At 37.7% G+C, this 16,323-nt stretch carries 13 protein-coding genes, 1 pseudogene and 1 riboswitch; of the genes and pseudogenes, 9 read left to right on the top strand and 5 right to left on the bottom strand.

What is annotated here, in order from left to right:
- The first annotated feature begins 94 nt into the window (after positions 1-94).
- On the top strand, positions 95-1,030 hold the full coding sequence (locus tag BLP58_RS01695) for an AAA family ATPase (RefSeq protein WP_013853535.1): 936 nt from the start codon (positions 95-97) through the stop codon (positions 1,028-1,030).
- 227 nt (positions 1,031-1,257) lie between these two features.
- Here the strand turns inward: BLP58_RS01695 and BLP58_RS01690 are convergent, their stop codons facing one another.
- Positions 1,258-2,592: an RNA-guided endonuclease InsQ/TnpB family protein gene (locus BLP58_RS01690; protein ID WP_013853536.1), complete on the bottom strand. Its 1,335-nt coding sequence runs from the start codon at positions 2,590-2,592 to the stop codon at positions 1,258-1,260.
- Between the two features lie 233 nt (positions 2,593-2,825).
- A riboswitch (M-box (ykoK) riboswitch) is annotated at positions 2,826-2,993 on the top strand.
- A gap of 78 nt (positions 2,994-3,071) precedes the next feature.
- Here BLP58_RS01690 and mgtA point away from each other — a divergent pair.
- Positions 3,072-5,750 carry a magnesium-translocating P-type ATPase gene (gene mgtA / locus BLP58_RS01685; RefSeq protein ID WP_013853537.1) on the top strand — a complete coding sequence of 893 codons (2,679 nt, stop codon included), beginning with the start codon at positions 3,072-3,074 and terminating at the stop codon, positions 5,748-5,750.
- Between the two features lie 71 nt (positions 5,751-5,821).
- Here mgtA and BLP58_RS01680 read toward each other — a convergent pair.
- The 4 genes and pseudogenes from BLP58_RS01680 to BLP58_RS01665 all read right to left on the bottom strand — a co-directional run bounded on the left by BLP58_RS01680 (position 5,822) and on the right by BLP58_RS01665 (position 9,126).
- A pseudogene (locus BLP58_RS01680) lies at positions 5,822-6,206 on the bottom strand (hypothetical protein).
- A 206-nt stretch (positions 6,207-6,412) separates the two neighbouring features.
- On the bottom strand, positions 6,413-7,255 hold the full coding sequence (locus BLP58_RS01675; protein WP_013853539.1) for a RhaT/GlcU family sugar-proton symporter: 843 nt from the start codon (positions 7,253-7,255) through the stop codon (positions 6,413-6,415).
- Between the two features lie 143 nt (positions 7,256-7,398).
- Positions 7,399-8,748 carry an aminopeptidase C gene (gene pepC, locus BLP58_RS01670; RefSeq protein WP_013853540.1) on the bottom strand — a complete coding sequence of 450 codons (1,350 nt, stop codon included), beginning with the start codon at positions 8,746-8,748 and terminating at the stop codon, positions 7,399-7,401.
- 63 nt (positions 8,749-8,811) lie between these two features.
- Positions 8,812-9,126: a GNAT family protein gene (locus BLP58_RS01665; protein ID WP_013853541.1), complete on the bottom strand. Its 315-nt coding sequence runs from the start codon at positions 9,124-9,126 to the stop codon at positions 8,812-8,814.
- Positions 9,127-9,260: 134 nt separating this feature from the next.
- Here BLP58_RS01665 and BLP58_RS01660 point away from each other — a divergent pair, with 134 nt between their 5' ends.
- From BLP58_RS01660 to BLP58_RS01630, 7 genes are all read left to right on the top strand, one after another.
- Complete coding sequence (locus BLP58_RS01660; RefSeq protein WP_013853542.1) at positions 9,261-9,812, top strand: dCTP deaminase/dUTPase family protein; 552 nt, start codon at positions 9,261-9,263, stop codon at positions 9,810-9,812.
- A complete protein-coding gene (radA, locus tag BLP58_RS01655; RefSeq protein WP_013853543.1) occupies positions 9,812-11,188 on the top strand; it encodes a DNA repair protein RadA in 1,377 nt (458 codons plus the stop codon). Before BLP58_RS01660 ends, radA begins: the two co-directional genes overlap by 1 nt.
- A 76-nt stretch (positions 11,189-11,264) precedes the next feature.
- Complete coding sequence (gene gltX / locus BLP58_RS01650) at positions 11,265-12,764, top strand: glutamate--tRNA ligase (RefSeq protein WP_013853544.1); 1,500 nt, start codon at positions 11,265-11,267, stop codon at positions 12,762-12,764.
- Between the two features lie 104 nt (positions 12,765-12,868).
- Positions 12,869-14,293 carry a cysteine--tRNA ligase gene (gene cysS / locus BLP58_RS01645; RefSeq protein ID WP_420864882.1) on the top strand — a complete coding sequence of 475 codons (1,425 nt, stop codon included), beginning with the start codon at positions 12,869-12,871 and terminating at the stop codon, positions 14,291-14,293.
- Complete coding sequence (locus BLP58_RS01640; protein WP_013853546.1) at positions 14,286-14,729, top strand: Mini-ribonuclease 3; 444 nt, start codon at positions 14,286-14,288, stop codon at positions 14,727-14,729. The genes cysS and BLP58_RS01640 overlap by 8 nt, the downstream gene beginning before the upstream one ends.
- Entirely contained in the window at positions 14,716-15,468 is a 753-nt protein-coding gene (rlmB, locus tag BLP58_RS01635; protein WP_013853547.1) for a 23S rRNA (guanosine(2251)-2'-O)-methyltransferase RlmB, read from the top strand. Before BLP58_RS01640 ends, rlmB begins: the two co-directional genes overlap by 14 nt.
- 140 nt (positions 15,469-15,608) lie before the next feature.
- Positions 15,609-16,157, top strand: coding sequence for a DNA-directed RNA polymerase subunit sigma (locus tag BLP58_RS01630; RefSeq protein ID WP_013853548.1), 549 nt, complete (start codon positions 15,609-15,611; stop codon positions 16,155-16,157).
- The last annotated feature ends 166 nt before the right edge of the window (positions 16,158-16,323 follow it).

Below are 16,323 nucleotides of genomic sequence, written 5' to 3'. Positions count from 1 at the left end.
GGTGCATTTTTTTAATACTCTTAATAATGATTTCTATCCATCTATGGTAAAATCAATAATGATTTCAAGTATATTTAGTTTGGAGTAGTAGGCAATGCGTAAATTATTTTTATTACGAGGTGCACCTGGCTCCGGTAAATCTTCTTTTATTGCTCGCCATCACTTAACGCCTTATGCGATCAGCCGTGATCATATTAGGCTACTATTGGCAGATTTGACAGTTTATTATCAAGAGGACGCGGATGTTTTACACCAAGTTATTCCGCGGCACGTAACCGTGCGTACTGAGCAAATGGTGGATCACCTTGTTGAACACAAAATGGAACATGGTGAAACCGTGATTGTGGATGGGACGCATATCGTTCCTAGTGCAATTGAACATTTTAAGCCATGGGTAGATAAGTATCATTATGAGTGTTTTGTTGTGGATTTAATGCAGCACAACACTTTGGAGAGTCTGCTTAAACGCAATCAAACCAGAATGCACTATGACTGGGTGAAGCCAGAAGTAGTTAAGCAGATGTATCATTCATATGAAGCACATCCTGAGGTGCCATATTGGGCTCACAAGATCGTTCCTAATCAGATGGAACATGCTTTATCACAAAGAGAAAGCAATTTAGATCGGTACTCACATGTGATTGCTGTGCCGGATAAAGTGGATGAAGAGGATTTTCCACATGTGCATATCTCGAACTTCTATTTTTCATTTAATAATAAATTTACTGAAAAATACGGCACGTATCGCAATGTAGTCTCCATTGCAAAAACGGAAGAAGAAGCAGTTAAGCAGTTCAAGCTGCCGTACTTTGTTTTCAAGTTCCACCACAAGCATTTTTTGATTTCGGCATATCCAATTAGAAATGAGATGCTGGATCCGATTAGAAAAGTAAAGGGAGTTTGGACATATGAAACTGGCCTTTACAACGTGGCTGATTTTGTTAAGGAATTTCCAGAGAATCCTAAGCAGCACGTGCATCAATTCAATTTAAGCAAGCTAGATTCAACCAGGTTGCTTCATATTTGGTAAAAAATTGACTTATTCACAGATAATGTGAATAAGTTTTTTAGTTTTCGTCAACTACCCCAGAATAAATTCTGAGGCTTGGTGGCTCGTTAGCTTGCGCTAACCAGAACACCAGCTTGCTTAGATACAGGCTTGACTTGCCGACGATAATCTTGCAACTATTGCCAGCAGAGGTCGCCTAATTACCAAAGCCTTTTAAGTCCGTGAGTTGCTAACGGACTGCAATTTTTTTAGGCTGCTTTTTCTTTTGTCTTAGGATTCTGCCACAGCTTTTGTCCTTTTTCCAAGATGTTTATTGCCGCATTCCAATCGCGGATATGATGTGTATGACACATCGGGCAAGCCCATTCCCGATCCCTAAGCGTTAATTTTCGATAGCCATTTTGTCCCATAATACTGCCACAAGCATGACAGCGCTGAGTGGTGTATTTAGGATCAATAGTCAGGAATTCTTTGCCATATAGCTGAGCCTTATAAGCCAGCATGTTAAGAAAGCTGCGCCAGCCAACATCAGAGATTGCTTGAGATAAGGCATGATTCTTTAACAAGTTCTTGCTTCTTAACTCCTCGGCAACTACTAAATCGTGGTTTTTGATTAATGCAGTTGAGAGTGCTTGTAAGAAGTCTGCACGCTGTCTGCGAATCTTGTCGTGCAGTTTAGCAACTGCCAGACGCTGCTTCTGATAGTTGCTTGCCGTCCGCAAATTGCGTCCTTCTTGCTTAGCTCGTCTTTGTCTGCGAGAGAGCACGCGTTGAGCATGGGCAAGCTTCTTTTTAGCTTTGCGGTAAAAGCGTGGATTAGCCACCATAGCCCCGTTTGATTCAGTCAAGAAATTATCAAGATTGAGATCAATGCCAATTTGACTCTGCGTTTTAGGCAGGTCTTTGACAAAAGATACGTCACTGCCTAGCTGCATTGATAAATAAAACTGATTATCAGCGGTCTTTTTGATCGTCACTGTGCCAATTCTTGTCGGAATATGATTAAGCAAACGAGCTTCAATTAATTTTCTAAAACCAGCAATGCGGACAACGCCCAGCTTAGGCAATTTAACGTGTTTGTCATCGATAAACTTAGCAGTTCCATTATCAAGATAAGCTTCAAGCTGCTTAGGATATTGGCAGTTGGTTTGGTATGACCAGTCGCTGCGTTTCTTGTGGAAAGTCGGTATTCCATGTCCGATCTTGCGGTAGTTGTTCCAAGCCTTCTGATAGTTTTGAATTGTATTAGCCAGCGCTAGACTATCTATTTCTTTAACGCGTAAGAAGCTGTAAGCATTGCGGATATTCTTGGGCTTAGCCAGCAGTTCGTTATTAGCGGCCACTGTTTCTGCCAACTCAGTTTCATAGCGATTAAGAGCAGAAAAAACAAAAGGCATCGCTTGGCACTGTCTACTAGCTAAGAAACGTCGAGCATGATAATTAGTCCGATTGCGTCCTACATAAGAGTTGTAGACAAAGCGTTGAGCATCATAGTTTAGTTTAATGATTTTCTTCTGCTTGGAACTAGGATAAAAGCGCAACTTAATGCCGAAGTGACAAGCCAAACTACTCATTCTCTTCATATTTTTTCACCTCCTCGTAGATTTAATATTTATATTTTACCGGAAAAGGGAACATATGTCTCTAAATTATAATAAAAAAAGCTGACCTAAGGGTCAGCTTGAGCCCTATCCATCCCCGCATTAAAATACGGGGATGGATAGGGCTATTTTCATTAAAATTTTAAAGATTTATTTAAAGAGGTTGATTAGAATATTTTTTTGTCTTACCCTAGCACTGTTAAAAATAATTAAAGCAAATGAACTGTTAGGTGAGACTCCTACGTAAATATACGCTGACGCCCAGCAAGATCCAGAGATGCCAACGGGTTAAACAGGCACTGTCGAGTTAAGGCTTTCCCCAGTCAGCTAGTTGAACAGACTTCACGTTACGTAGTGTTAAAACTGAACGACGAGTATAAATCGCTTGATAATTAAGACCAATGCAGTTTTTGCGTTGGCCTTTTTGTTTGTTTGCCGATTTTTTAGAGGGAGAGATTAGAATGCTGAAAATCAACTCTAAAGATCGTGTGGTAACAGATGCGACTTTAGCTAAACGGATTGCTAGAGAGGATAAAAGTAAGGTGTTAACAGAATTAGGAGCTTCTGTTAATGGCTTAACTGCTAGTGAAGCGCGTAAAAGGCTAGAACGCGATGGGTTTAATGAAGTGTCTAACAAAGAACACCATCCTAAATTACATTTTTTAGCTGATGCCTTTTTGACACCTTTTACTGGAGTGCTAGTAATTTTAGCAACTCTATCTTTTTTCACTGATTATGTTTTCGTACCAACTAATCAAAAAGATTTGAGTACAGTGATTATTATGTTGGTCATGATTTTGATTTCAGGAATTACTAGTTTTGTTCAAAACGTTAGAACAAGTGATGCTGTCGAAAGTCTTTTGAATATGGTTTCAGTAACAACCAATATTAGAAGAGACGAGAAAGATCAGGAATTACCAACTAAAGGGGTAGTAGTCGGCGATATTATTAATTTAACTGCAGGTGATTTAGTACCGGCAGACTTACTATTGTTGCGTAGTAAGGACTTATTCTGTTCTGCTAGCTCACTTAATGGTGAATCTAATCCTGTAGAAAAAATTGCCGATCAAAAACCGGAAGATGAAGATAGTTACTTGGATTATCCTAATGTTTTGTATGAAGGAACTAATATTGTTTCTGGATCGGGGATGGGCGTTGTTTTTGCGACAGGCGATCAAACTGTCTTTGGCAATTTAGCTCGTAGTTTAGCTAAAAATAAAAACAAAGAAACTACATTTGATATTGGAATTAAAAATATCTCTAAAATTCTGTTAACGATGACTGCGGTGATTGCGCCATTAGTTTTCTTAATTAATGGATTGACCAAGGGTGATTGGTTAAATGCTTTAATCTTTGCAATTGCAACTGCAGTTGGTTTAACGCCAGAAATGCTGCCAGTGATTGTTACTAGTAACCTAGTTAAAGGCTCTGTAGAGATGGCTAAGCATGAAACGATCGTTAAAAGAATGAGTTCTATTCAAAACTTTGGTTCAGCTGATATTTTGTGTACTGATAAGACGGGAACATTAACCCAAGATAAAGTTGTGCTTGAACGTCACTACAATTTGAATTTAGAAGAAAAACCGAAGGTCTTGGAATTATCTTTTTTAAACAGTTACTATCAAACAGGCATGAAAGATTTGATGGATAAGGCTATTATTGATGTAGCTGATGATGAATTAGACACTAACAATATTAAGCAAAATTATCAAAAAATTGATGAAATTCCTTTTGATTTTAAACGTCGGCGGATGAGTGTAGTTGTTAAAAATAAGAAAAATGAGCATCTATTAGTAACTAAGGGTGCTGCGGAAGAAATGTTGGCATGTTCTAATAGAGTAGAAAAGGATGGGGAGATCAAACCGTTAGATGAAGCGCAGCGAAAAGAGATTTTAGACAAGATTGATGAAATGAATCGTGATGGTCTTAGAGTTATTTTGCTTGCTTACAAGAAAAATCCAGCTCCTGTTGGTGAATTTAGTGTAGCCGATGAAAAAGAATTGATTCTCGCCGGATTTTTAGCATTCCTTGATCCACCAAAGGATAGTGCTAAGGAGGCATTGGATGCTTTAAAACAAGATGGAATTACAGTTAAGATTCTGACTGGTGATAATGAAGCTGTAACGAGAAATGTTGGTGCGCAAGTAGGTCTGAATATTGATAAAGTATACCAAGGTAAAGAACTTGAAAATAAAACTACAGCTGAATTAAAGAAGATAGTGCAAGAATGCGATGTTTTCGTTAAGCTATCACCACAGCAAAAGGCCAAGATTATTAAAGTATTGAGAGAAGATGGGCACACCGTAGCTTACATGGGTGATGGTATTAATGATGCTCCAGCTATGAAGGCTGCCGATGTTTCAATTTCTGTGGACACGGCTGTGGATATCGCTAAAAAATCTGCAGATATTATTTTGCTTCATAAAGATTTACGAATCTTGGAAAGAGCAGTTCAAATTGGTCGACAAGTATTTGGTAATGCAATGAAGTATATCAAGATTACACTTTCATCTAATTTTGGTAATATTTTATCAATTTTAGTAGCATCTTCATTTTTACCATTTTTGCCAATGTTGCCAATTCAATTACTAATTCTCGATTTGATGTACGGAACCAGTTGTTTATCAATTCCATTTGATACAATGAATCGTCATTATCTTTCAGAACCAAGAAAGTGGAGTACTAAGAAGTTGCCTAAGTTTATGTTTTACTTTGGTCCGACTTCATCGATTTTTGATATTTTGACTTTTGCAATTCTATTTTTTGTAGTTTGTCCACAAGTTGTGGGTACCAGTTATGCAGGAGCAACAGCTTCACAAAAATTATTGTTTAGTCTTGTCTTTAGTGCTGGTTGGTTTATTGAATCTCTTTGGACACAAGAAATGGTGATCCATGCTTTAAGAGATCCAAGAGTACCTTTTATTAAGCAACATGCAACGGCAATTGTTACTTGGTCAACCATTAGCATGGCAGTAATCGGAACAGCTTTACCATTTATTACACCGATTGCTAAGGCGATGAAGTTTGGCCCAATTCCAGTTTATTTCTTAGCTGTTGTCTTTATCTTGTTAGTTTTGTACATTGCTTTAACTACAGTAGTTAAGAAATGGTACATGAAGTCAGAAAAATATCTGATTTAAATTAATGCAAAAAGAGCGTAGGTAGATCAAAATATCTACTTACGCTCTTTTATTATTATGAAATGAATAAATTATTCTAATTTACCAGCTTTTGCTAAAACTTCCTTAGCCTTTTCAAGTGAGTGATGTTCTTCACGGTAACGCTTAATATCGTAACCATCAGTATCACTTAACTTATCAAGTCTTTCATCAAGTTCCTTGAATTCTTTTTCAAGGTCCTTAATGACAACCTTCTTCATCCTCAACGCAAACATATTCTTTTTCATCAGCCTTAGCATCAATCTTGGCGTCATATTCACCAACTTTTCTAGCATGTTTCAGAATAGACTTGATGTCCTTAATAGTTTCATGTTGTGCGGTACGAGATGACGCTTGTCAGGTACTGAATCTTCAATTTTAGCTAAGTGACTTTCAGCGTTCACTAATCTTCTTAGAAATTCTGTCTAAAGCTTTCAATTATCTCTTTGAATAATCTGTCATGTTTATTACCTCCTAGGTAAATGATCATCTCTAATAAATAGGCTTTCACTGTATGTTTCATTTTTGGATAAAGCAAGAATATGCACTTGGAATTTTTTAAACATTATAAGATTGAGAATACTGGCAGGAAATGAAGAAAAGACTTCAGAATAAATCTGAAGTCTTTCATTAATTTTTAGTATTCATTGAATAGCAGCACCAATGATAATTAAGATTAGGCCAACAAAGGTTGCAATTAATTCGGATTTAGTCTTATTTTCACCGATAAAGAAAATACCGCCTAAAGTAGAAATTATTACGCAAAGTTGACTGTAAATAAAAGCAGTAATAACGCCGTTTAATTGAGCTGAAAAGATATATGCGAATGCGGCGATCCCAAATGAAAAACCGGAAAAGATATTAAGCCAGGTAGCTTTTTCTTTTAATACCTTGGTTTGGCGAGATACTAACAAAAAGATAATACTACCAATAAAGATACCAATCATTTGTGGTAAAAATAGGGTCTGTGCATCGGCTGTGATAGCTTTTGGAAATGATGAATAAATCCAATAACCAATTGATGTGAAGAGCAATAGAATAATATCTCTCATTTTGAGTTTGGCGCTTTTATCTTTGCTGATGGCGGTCAAACTAACACCAACGATAATTAAGATTAAAGCTAAAGTACCAATTAAATATTGAGAGCTGCTAGTCCATTCTCCAAAAATTATTGCCCCAATTAAAGTATTACCGATCAGTTGAAAACCTGTTGATAATGGCATCGTTTTACTGATACCGATATTTCTCATTGAAATGAATTGACCAGATTGTCCAAGTGCACAAAACATTCCAGAAATTAGTGATAACGAAAAAATTGTAATGTTGGAACTGGTTGGATGAATGATAGCTGTAATAATACCGATTATTAATGCCCCAGTTCCTAACCCCATTAACTCATTAGCAGGATGACTATTTTTAATTTTGCCAGCAATAAGTGAAAAAATTCCCCAACCAAGTGCTGGAATTAAAGCAATAAGTATATTCATAAATTAACTACCTTATTTTTTGTAAATACTTACATAATATTAAAATAAATCTAAATTGCTAGCAAATTTTTTGCCTTTTCATGAAAAAGACTAGGAGTGTCAAACATTCCTAGTCTGTTAATTATGTGGAATAAATCTAATTATTAATACTTAAATGCTAAAGCACCCATTGGATCCCATGGCAATAATTGAATAGGATTATCCTTGCCTTCGTCGTAAGCCTTCTTAAGATCTTCTGGCAAAATATCTTTGTTAATAACTGCTTGGTAAACAAATGAGTCAAACCATGAATCACTCATTACGAAGTAGCCTTTAAAGCCTGGCTTTTCACCCCATGAGTTTTCAATCTTCCACTTAGTTGGCTTGCCATCAACGATGTCAACACCAGTAATAACCATTGCGTGGTCCATCATGCTTTCGCCTGAGTCAAGCTTATCAGCCTTAGACATTGAGAAGTCAACATCAAATAATTGATCACGACGGTAAAGGTTAGTGTCAAGTAAACCAGCGCGACGTTCAGAATCCTTGACTACGTTTGAACCGAACCAAACAACTTCACCGCTCTTTAATTGCTTGATGATCAAATCTTTCATTTCATCAACCTTTAAGTTCAAGTGACGAACTTGACGACCGCCTTCAACGTTACCTAGGTATTCAACTGAGAAGACCTTGTGGAAAGGCTTATCATCAGTTGGTGAATTAATTGTTGAAATATGATTTTCAAGATCCATGCCAACGTACTTGTCAAAGAATTCCTTAGGAGTAATATCCTTGTCGATGTGGTAGTTCTTGTCATCATCACGGTATTCGAAATTGAATTTCTTAGGTGGAACACCAAGTGAGATTGAAAGAACGCGGAAGACATCGTTTAACATTTCTTCCTTGCGAGCTTGTACTTCATCTTCTGACTTGCCAGCATTAACTAAGTCTCTTAATTCAAGACCATCTTTACGAAGCAAAGTGTTTAAGGTGTCGTTTAAAGCACTTGAGTTGTTTGAGTTAGCAGTTTCTGGGTAAACGCTCTTGGGTACAATACCGTACTTTTCAATAATGCCGCAAAGCATGTCCCATTGACCACCGTCTTGTTGTGGGGTAGCAAATAAGAAGGAAACCTTGCGGTCGCCAAGTGGCTTATCTGCGGAACCGATCACATTTTCGAAGAACCAGTTAGACTTTTCAAATTTGTCCCAGAAGTTAGTGTAGTTTTGCGATAATTCAAAGTCCTTTAACTTAAATTTCTTTTGTAGTGGGTGGCGCATGGTGTTCAAAGCACTGAACATCCAGCAACGACCAGATTGTTTTTGATCAGCTGGTTTACCCGTATCAATTTCGATTGAGAAAGTTGGGTCTAAGTCAATCTTGGATTGTAAATTTTGGCTAGCTTTGAAGATGCCGTTTTCTTGAGCTGCATGACTAGCAACGTTAAAAGCGGGATGCTTGGCTAAATCATTTTCAAATTTAGCAATCGTATCATTGTTGATTTCTTTGGTCATTAAAAAATTCCTCCTTTATTAATTAAACATCAATTATATTTTAACTTATCAAAAGAAAGTAGTCTATCTTTTAAACGGACGATGGTACCAAATTTGGTGAAATTCGGGATGTTTTTCAAAATAGTCGATGATCAGCGGATCTAGCGGCCAGATAGGGTAGCCGCTTTCTTTAGCAATATCAAGTACAGTGTCCATTTCATCGTCTAGTAATCTTGGCATTGATTTTTTAGAATCTTCAGTAGGAACAAAAAAGAAGTGGTTCATTACCCAGACCGTTCCATCTTTGCGGTCAATTTGGTCCATTGTCCAACGACATACTAAAACATCGTTATTATCATAAGTTTCAAAAAATTGATGGGGATCTTGTGGATTATACATAAAATTTTCACCTTTAAAAAAATAATTAAACTTTTTTGCGTAATAAATAATAGAGGGCTAAATATTTTTTGTTAGCTGAAAACATTGTAAAATAGATATCTGTTAAAAGAAAAGTAGTAAATGGAGTTATCAAGATGAAGACACGCGGATTTGAAGTAGTAAAAAAATATCAGGATCAAGACATTAATTTACCACGTAGACAGACTTTAGCCAGTGCTGGCTATGACATCGAGGCAGCGGCAGATGTGATTATTCCCAGTATTTGGCGCTTAAATTTCGTGAGAATTTTTAGATTAATTCGAAACGGTCACCAGCTTTATGAGCGTGATTATGAAATGGGCGATGAAGTGTTAAAATCATTTTTAGTGCCTACCGGTCTTAAAGCTTACATGCCAGAAGATGAAGTATTGATTTTAGCTAATCGTTCATCAAATACTTTCAAACGAAATTTAGCCTTGCCAAATGGGATTGGCGTGATCGATGCAGATTATTACAACAACCCTAATAATGAAGGCGAAATTTTCGTGCAGATGATCAACTATGGCGTGCGGCCTTTACATATTAAAAAAGGCGATCGGATTGCTCAGGGAATTTTTATCAAATATCTCAAGACTGATGACGATGACCCGATTAGTCGCCGAAGAGTCAGTGGTTTTGGTTCAACAAATGAAAAGGAAGATGATTAATGGCACGAGTAAAAACACAATATAAATGTCATTCTTGTGGCTATATTTCCGCCAGCTATTTGGGACGTTGTCCTAATTGTGGCGCGTGGAATCAGTTTGAAAAAGAAACTGAAGAAGTACAAAAGCGTTCTACAAAAGCGACTGCTAGCCGTTTAATCAAAAAGACGGGTATCAATGAACCAGTTAAATTAGACAAGGTTAAGGCAGAAAAAGAAGACCGCATCCCTACTAAGTCAGAGGAGTTAAATCGCGTCTTGGGTGGTGGCATCGTCCCAGGTTCGCTTGTTTTAATTGGCGGGGATCCTGGTATTGGCAAATCGACCTTGATGTTGCAGATCATGAGCGACTTATCGGAAAAATATAAGGTGCTCTACGTTTCTGGGGAAGAATCAGCTAATCAGATTAAATTAAGAGCCGATCGTTTAGGCGTGGGTCAAAGTAATATGTTGCTATATCCTGAAACAGACATGCATGATATTCGCGAACAAATCAACGATGTAAAGCCTGATTTCGTAGTCATCGATTCGATTCAAACCATGAATGAGCCTAGTCTTGATTCAATGACTGGTTCAGCTTCGCAAGTGCGTGAAGTGACCAGCGAACTCATGAAGATCGCTAAGATGGACGCCATTACCGTGTTTGTCATTGGTCACGTGACTAAGGAAGGCGCGATTGCAGGACCGAAGATTTTGGAGCACATGGTGGATACTGTCCTCTATTTTGAAGGGGATGAACACCATTCTTACCGTATTTTGCACTCTGTGAAAAATCGTTTTGGCGCCGCAAACGAAATCGGCATGTTTGAGATGGAAAATGAAGGTTTAAAAGAAGTAACTAATCCATCATCGATTTTTCTTGATCAAAGACTGCCAAACTCTACTGGTTCAGCTGTGGTAGTTTCTCTAGAAGGAACTAGGCCGCTGCTTGCAGAAATTCAAGCATTAGTAACGCCAACTGCTTTTGGCTATGCTAAAAGAACGACTTCAGGCATTAGTTTCAATAAGGCTTCATTATTATTGGCCGTGCTGGAAAAACGAGGCAATTTAATGTTGCAAAACCAGGATGTTTATTTAACTGCAACTGGCGGCATTAAATTAAATGAACCAGCGATTGATTTGGCTATTACAATGGCAGTAGCTTCAAGCTACACTGATAAAGAAATTTCGCCTATAGATTGTTTTGTAGGTGAAGTAGGGCTAACCGGCGAAGTTCGCCGCGTTGATAAAATTGAAGCACGAGTAAAAGAAGCCGCTAAAGTGGGCTTCAAGCGTGTTTTTATTCCGCGGCATAATATGCATGCTAGTTTAAACAGCTTAGGCATTGAGGTTATTCCGGTTTCCAGCATTCCACAGGCGTTAAAATTAGTTTTTGGTTAGCACCAATTGAATTCTTACTATATAACGAGTAAACTAAAATTGTTTGTATATACTATTTTTGAAAGAGGCATGAATTTTGGCTAAAGAAAAAATCCGTGTAAGATATGCACCAAGTCCAACTGGTCACTTGCACATTGGTAACGCACGTACTGCACTTTTTAACTATTTATTCGCTCGTCACAACAAGGGTACGATGGTCTTGAGAATTGAAGACACCGACCAAAAGCGTAACGTTAAGGGTGGTTCCAAGTCTCAGATGGAAAACCTTCACTGGTTAGGTATTGACTGGGATGAAGGTCCGGATAAGGGTGGCGACTACGGTCCTTATCGTCAATCAGAAAGAAAAGCAATCTACCAAAAGTACATCGATCAATTAATTGACGAAGGCAAGGCATACTACTCATACAAGACTGAGGAAGAACTTGAAACTCAACGTGAAGAACAACGTGCTGCAGGGATTGCACCTCACTACACTTATGAATATGAAGGCATGACTGCCGATGAGATTAAGCAAGCTCAAGACGAAGCTAAGGCTAAAGGCTTGAAGCCAGTTGTTCGTATTCACATTCCAGAAATGGAAACTTATTCATGGGATGATATCGTTAAGGGTCACCTTGAATTCGAATCGGACACCATCGGTGGCGACTTCGTTATTCAAAAGCGTGATGGCATGCCAACTTACAACTTTGCCGTTGTAATTGACGACCACTTAATGAAGATTACCCACGTACTTCGTGGTGATGACCATGTTTCTAACACTCCTAAGCAATTAGTTGTTTATCAAGCACTTGGCTGGAAGCCACCTAAGTTTGGTCACATGACTTTGATCATTAACTCAGAAACTGGTAAGAAGCTTTCTAAACGTGATGAATCAGTTTTGCAATTCATCGAACAATATCGTGACCTTGGTTACTTGCCAGAAGCAATGTTTAACTTCATTACTTTATTGGGTTGGTCACCAAAGGGTGAAAACGAAATCTTCAACAAGCGTGAATTTATCAAGCAATTTGATCCTGCACGTTTGTCTAAGTCACCTGCTGCTTTTGACCAAAAGAAGCTTGAATGGATTAATAACCAATACATCAAGAAGGCTGACCGTGATACCTTACTTGACTTAGCATTAAACAACTTGCAAGAAGCAGGCCTCATTGATGAACACCCAACTCCAGAAAAGATGGAATGGGTTCGTCAATTGGTTAACATTTACTCAGTTCAAATGTCATATACTAAGCAAATCGTTGACATGGCTAAGATCTTCTTTGAAGATGCTAAGGATCTTTCAGATGAAGAAATCGAAGAAATCAAGAATGATGATGGTCGCGGCGTAATTGAAGAATTCAAGAAGCAATTAGACCTCATTCCAAGATTTACTTCAGTGCAAATCATGAATGCTATTCAAGCAACTCGTCATGCAACAGGTATTAAGGGTAGAAAGCTCTTTATGCCAATCAGAATTGCTACTACCCGTTCAATGGTAGGACCTGGTATTGGTGAAGCAATGGAACTTTTAGGTAAGAAGCGTGTGGTAGAACACATCGATTTAACCTTGAAGCAAATGAGCGCCAACAATCTTTAATAAAAAAGAGAATTAACAAAGAAGAAGCTGCAGAAGACTGCAACTTCTTTTTTCTTCTGCTAAAATGAGAATAGTTATTTTCATAGAAGGGATGAGTGTTAGCTGTGAAAGTCTATAATACACTGACGCGCAAAAAAGAAGAATTCAAACCATTAGTTCCAGGACAGATTAGCATGTATGTCTGTGGACCAACTGTGTATAACTATATTCACATTGGGAATGCTCGTAGTGCGATTGCCTTTGATACGATTAGACGCTACTTTGAATATAAGGGCTATAAGGTTAAGTATGTTTCTAACTTTACTGATGTAGACGATAAGATGATTAATGAGGCGCACGCTGAGGGCACTACGGTACCTAAACTGGCGGAAAAGTTCATTGATGCATTTTTAGCAGATACGACTGCGTTAAACATCGAACCAGCAACACTACATCCCCGCGCTACACATGAGATTAAAGTCATTATTAAGTTTGTTCAAACTTTAATTGATAAAGGCTACGCTTATGAAGCAGACGGCGATGTATATTACCGCGCTAGAAAATTCAAGCATTATGGCGAATTAAGCGATCAAAACATTGAACAGCTTGAAGAAGGGGCTTCGGAGCATATTAATGATGAAGAACAAAATCGTAAGGAAGATCCAATCGATTTTGCTTTATGGAAAGCGCAAAAAGAGCCCGATGAAATTGCTTGGGATTCACCATGGGGCAAAGGCCGTCCCGGCTGGCATATTGAATGTTCTGTCATGAGCACTAAATATTTGGGCAAGACGATTGATATTCATGGTGGTGGCCAAGACTTGGAGTTCCCACACCACGAAAATGAAATTGCTCAAAGTGAAGCAGAAACCGGGCAAAAGTTTGTTAATTACTGGTTGCACAATGGCTTTGTCACAGTCGGTAAAGATCAAGAAAAGATGTCCAAATCATTGCATAATTTTGTTACTGTGCATGACATCTTAAAAGAAGTGGATCCGCAAGTTTTGCGTTTCTTCATGGCTAGTGTGCAATATCGCCGGCAAATCAATTACTCAGAAGAAAATTTGAAGCAAGCCACAACGATTTTGGACCGCTTTAAAAATACTTTGACTAACATTAACTATCGCTTAACTGATGATACTGCTAGTGAAGAATCAGCCGAATTAGCTCAGGCAATTGATAAAACTGAGCAAAAATTTGTAGCTGCAATGGATGATGACTTCAACGTTCAAAATGCTTTGACTGCAATTTATGACTTACTTCCAATAATTAATGCCAACGCCAATGCGGAAAAAGCAGATAAAAAGAATTTGCAAAGATTTGCGGATAAGTTGACGGCTTGGCTGTTGGTTTTCGGTGTTGATACGAATAAACTTTGCTTACAAAGCACCGGTTCTAATGACGATGAGATTGAAAAATTGGTTAAACAGCGTGATGAAGCACGTGCCAACAAGGACTGGGCAACTAGCGACAAATTGCGTGATCAATTAAAAGAGATCGGGGTTACTATTCAAGATACCCCTCAAGGGACAAGGTGGACTCGTGACTAAAATCAAGAAATTAACTGAAAAAAATATCAATCCAGATACGTTAAATGGACAAACTTTAGCTTATTTAGGGGATGCAGTTTATGAAGTAATTATTCGCCGACATCTAGTAAAGGGCGGAATCGTAAGGCCACAAGTATTGCAGCGAGAAGCAACTCACTATGTTTCAGCTAAGGCACAGGCTGCTTTAGTTACTAAAATGCAAGATGAACAAATGTTAACAGATCAAGAATTGACTGCCTTTCGTCGTGGTCGCAATGCTAAGACGCACACTAAAGCTAAGCATACTAGTTTGAAGACTTATCAATTATCAACAGGCTTTGAAGCGATGTTAGGTTATTTAGATTTATTAAATAAAAATGATCGTGTAGCTCAGCTTAGCAAGTGGTGTATTGATACTGTGGAAGAGGATGGAATTAAGGACTATGACTTCGAATAAAGATTTTGTATTTGGGCGTCATGCTGGAATTGATTATTTGAAGACGCAAAATGCTGATAAAATCAATAAGGTTTTTTTGCAACATGGCGTACAAGAAGAATTTGCTAATCAAGTTTATGCACTTGCTAAGAAAAAAAGACTGATTGTACAAAGCGTACCTAAAAATAAGCTTGATCGCTTAGTTGATGGAGGCAATCACCAAGGCTTAGTTTTAGCAATTTCAAGTTTTGAATATGCAGATCTAGATCAATTATTGGATAAGTTTGATGAGGATAGTAAAGAACCATTTTTATTAATGTTAGATTCAATCGAAGACCCGCATAACTTAGGCTCAATTTTACGTTCAGCCGATGCTACTGGCGTTGATGGCATCATCATTCCTAAGCGTCACGCAACCGGATTAACTTCAGTTGTAGCTAAGACATCTACTGGAGCAATTGATTATGTACCAGTTGCGCGAGTAAATAATTTAGTTCAAACAACTAAGAGTTTGAAAAAACGTGGTTACTGGATTTTTGGTACGGATATGGTTGGCGTAGACTACCGTCAATGGAATGCTAAAGGCAAGACCGTTTTGGTAATCGGCAATGAAGGTAAGGGAATTGCGCCTTTACTTAAAAAACAGATGGATCAAACAATTACTTTGCCAATGATTGGCCATGTACAATCATTAAATGCTAGTGTTGCAACCGGAGTTTTGCTTTATCAAGCTTATAACAGCAGATATCCTTTAAAATAAGAATTGATCGAGTAGACAGAAAAAATTATCTGTCTGCTTTTTTGATACACAAAAAATATGCTGTTCTAAATAAACATTCGTTTTCTTATCGTGCTCTGAGTACGACTTGTATTCTTTAAACGAGACACGGGAGAAGATGAATGAAAGCAAGAGAGAAAAAATTAATTAAGAAAGTTAAAGCAGGAGATAGTCAAGCTTTAGAAGAATTATTTAGCTTGTATAAACCATTAGTTGGTGCTGTGGTAAAAAACTACTATGTTAGTCATTATGAATGGAAAGATTGGCAGCAAGATGCAATGATTATTTGTTATGAGACCGCATTGGTATTTAATAGTAAAAAAGGCGATTTCTGTAGCTTTTATCGAACGAAGTTATTTAATCATGCTAGAACATTAGTGAGATATACAATGGCAACCAGAAGAAAGATCAATCATGAGGCTGTTTCCTGGGAAATGGTGCGTGAGCATGGTCAAATTAGTGAACCGATGCAGTCGCCTTTAGCTATTCCGGTGGATGAGACATACAATACCTTTGTCAAAAATTTATCGCGATTAGAATTAATCTCTTTACAGACAATTTTGGGAGAAATTAGTATGGAATATGCAATCGATCATTTGGGGATTGAAGCAATAAAGCTAGTTCGGGCGCGATCACGCACCTTACGAAAAATGCGGAAAGTTCTTTTTTGACATAACTTTCTAGATGCAGTAGCACTCATTTGAAATTCGTATAATACTAAACTGGCCCAATACATAGGGATGATACTCCAAAACTCATCATTATTGGACGTAAATTTTTAAAATAAATGACAAATTATGATCATGATAAATGTTGTTAATAATAATTTGAGAATTT

The sequence above is a fragment of the Lactobacillus kefiranofaciens genome (assembly GCF_900103655.1).
GTDB lineage: Bacteria > Bacillota > Bacilli > Lactobacillales > Lactobacillaceae > Lactobacillus > Lactobacillus kefiranofaciens.
Note: the sequence above shows the minus strand (reverse complement) of the source record. Positions and strands in the feature narration are given on the sequence as shown.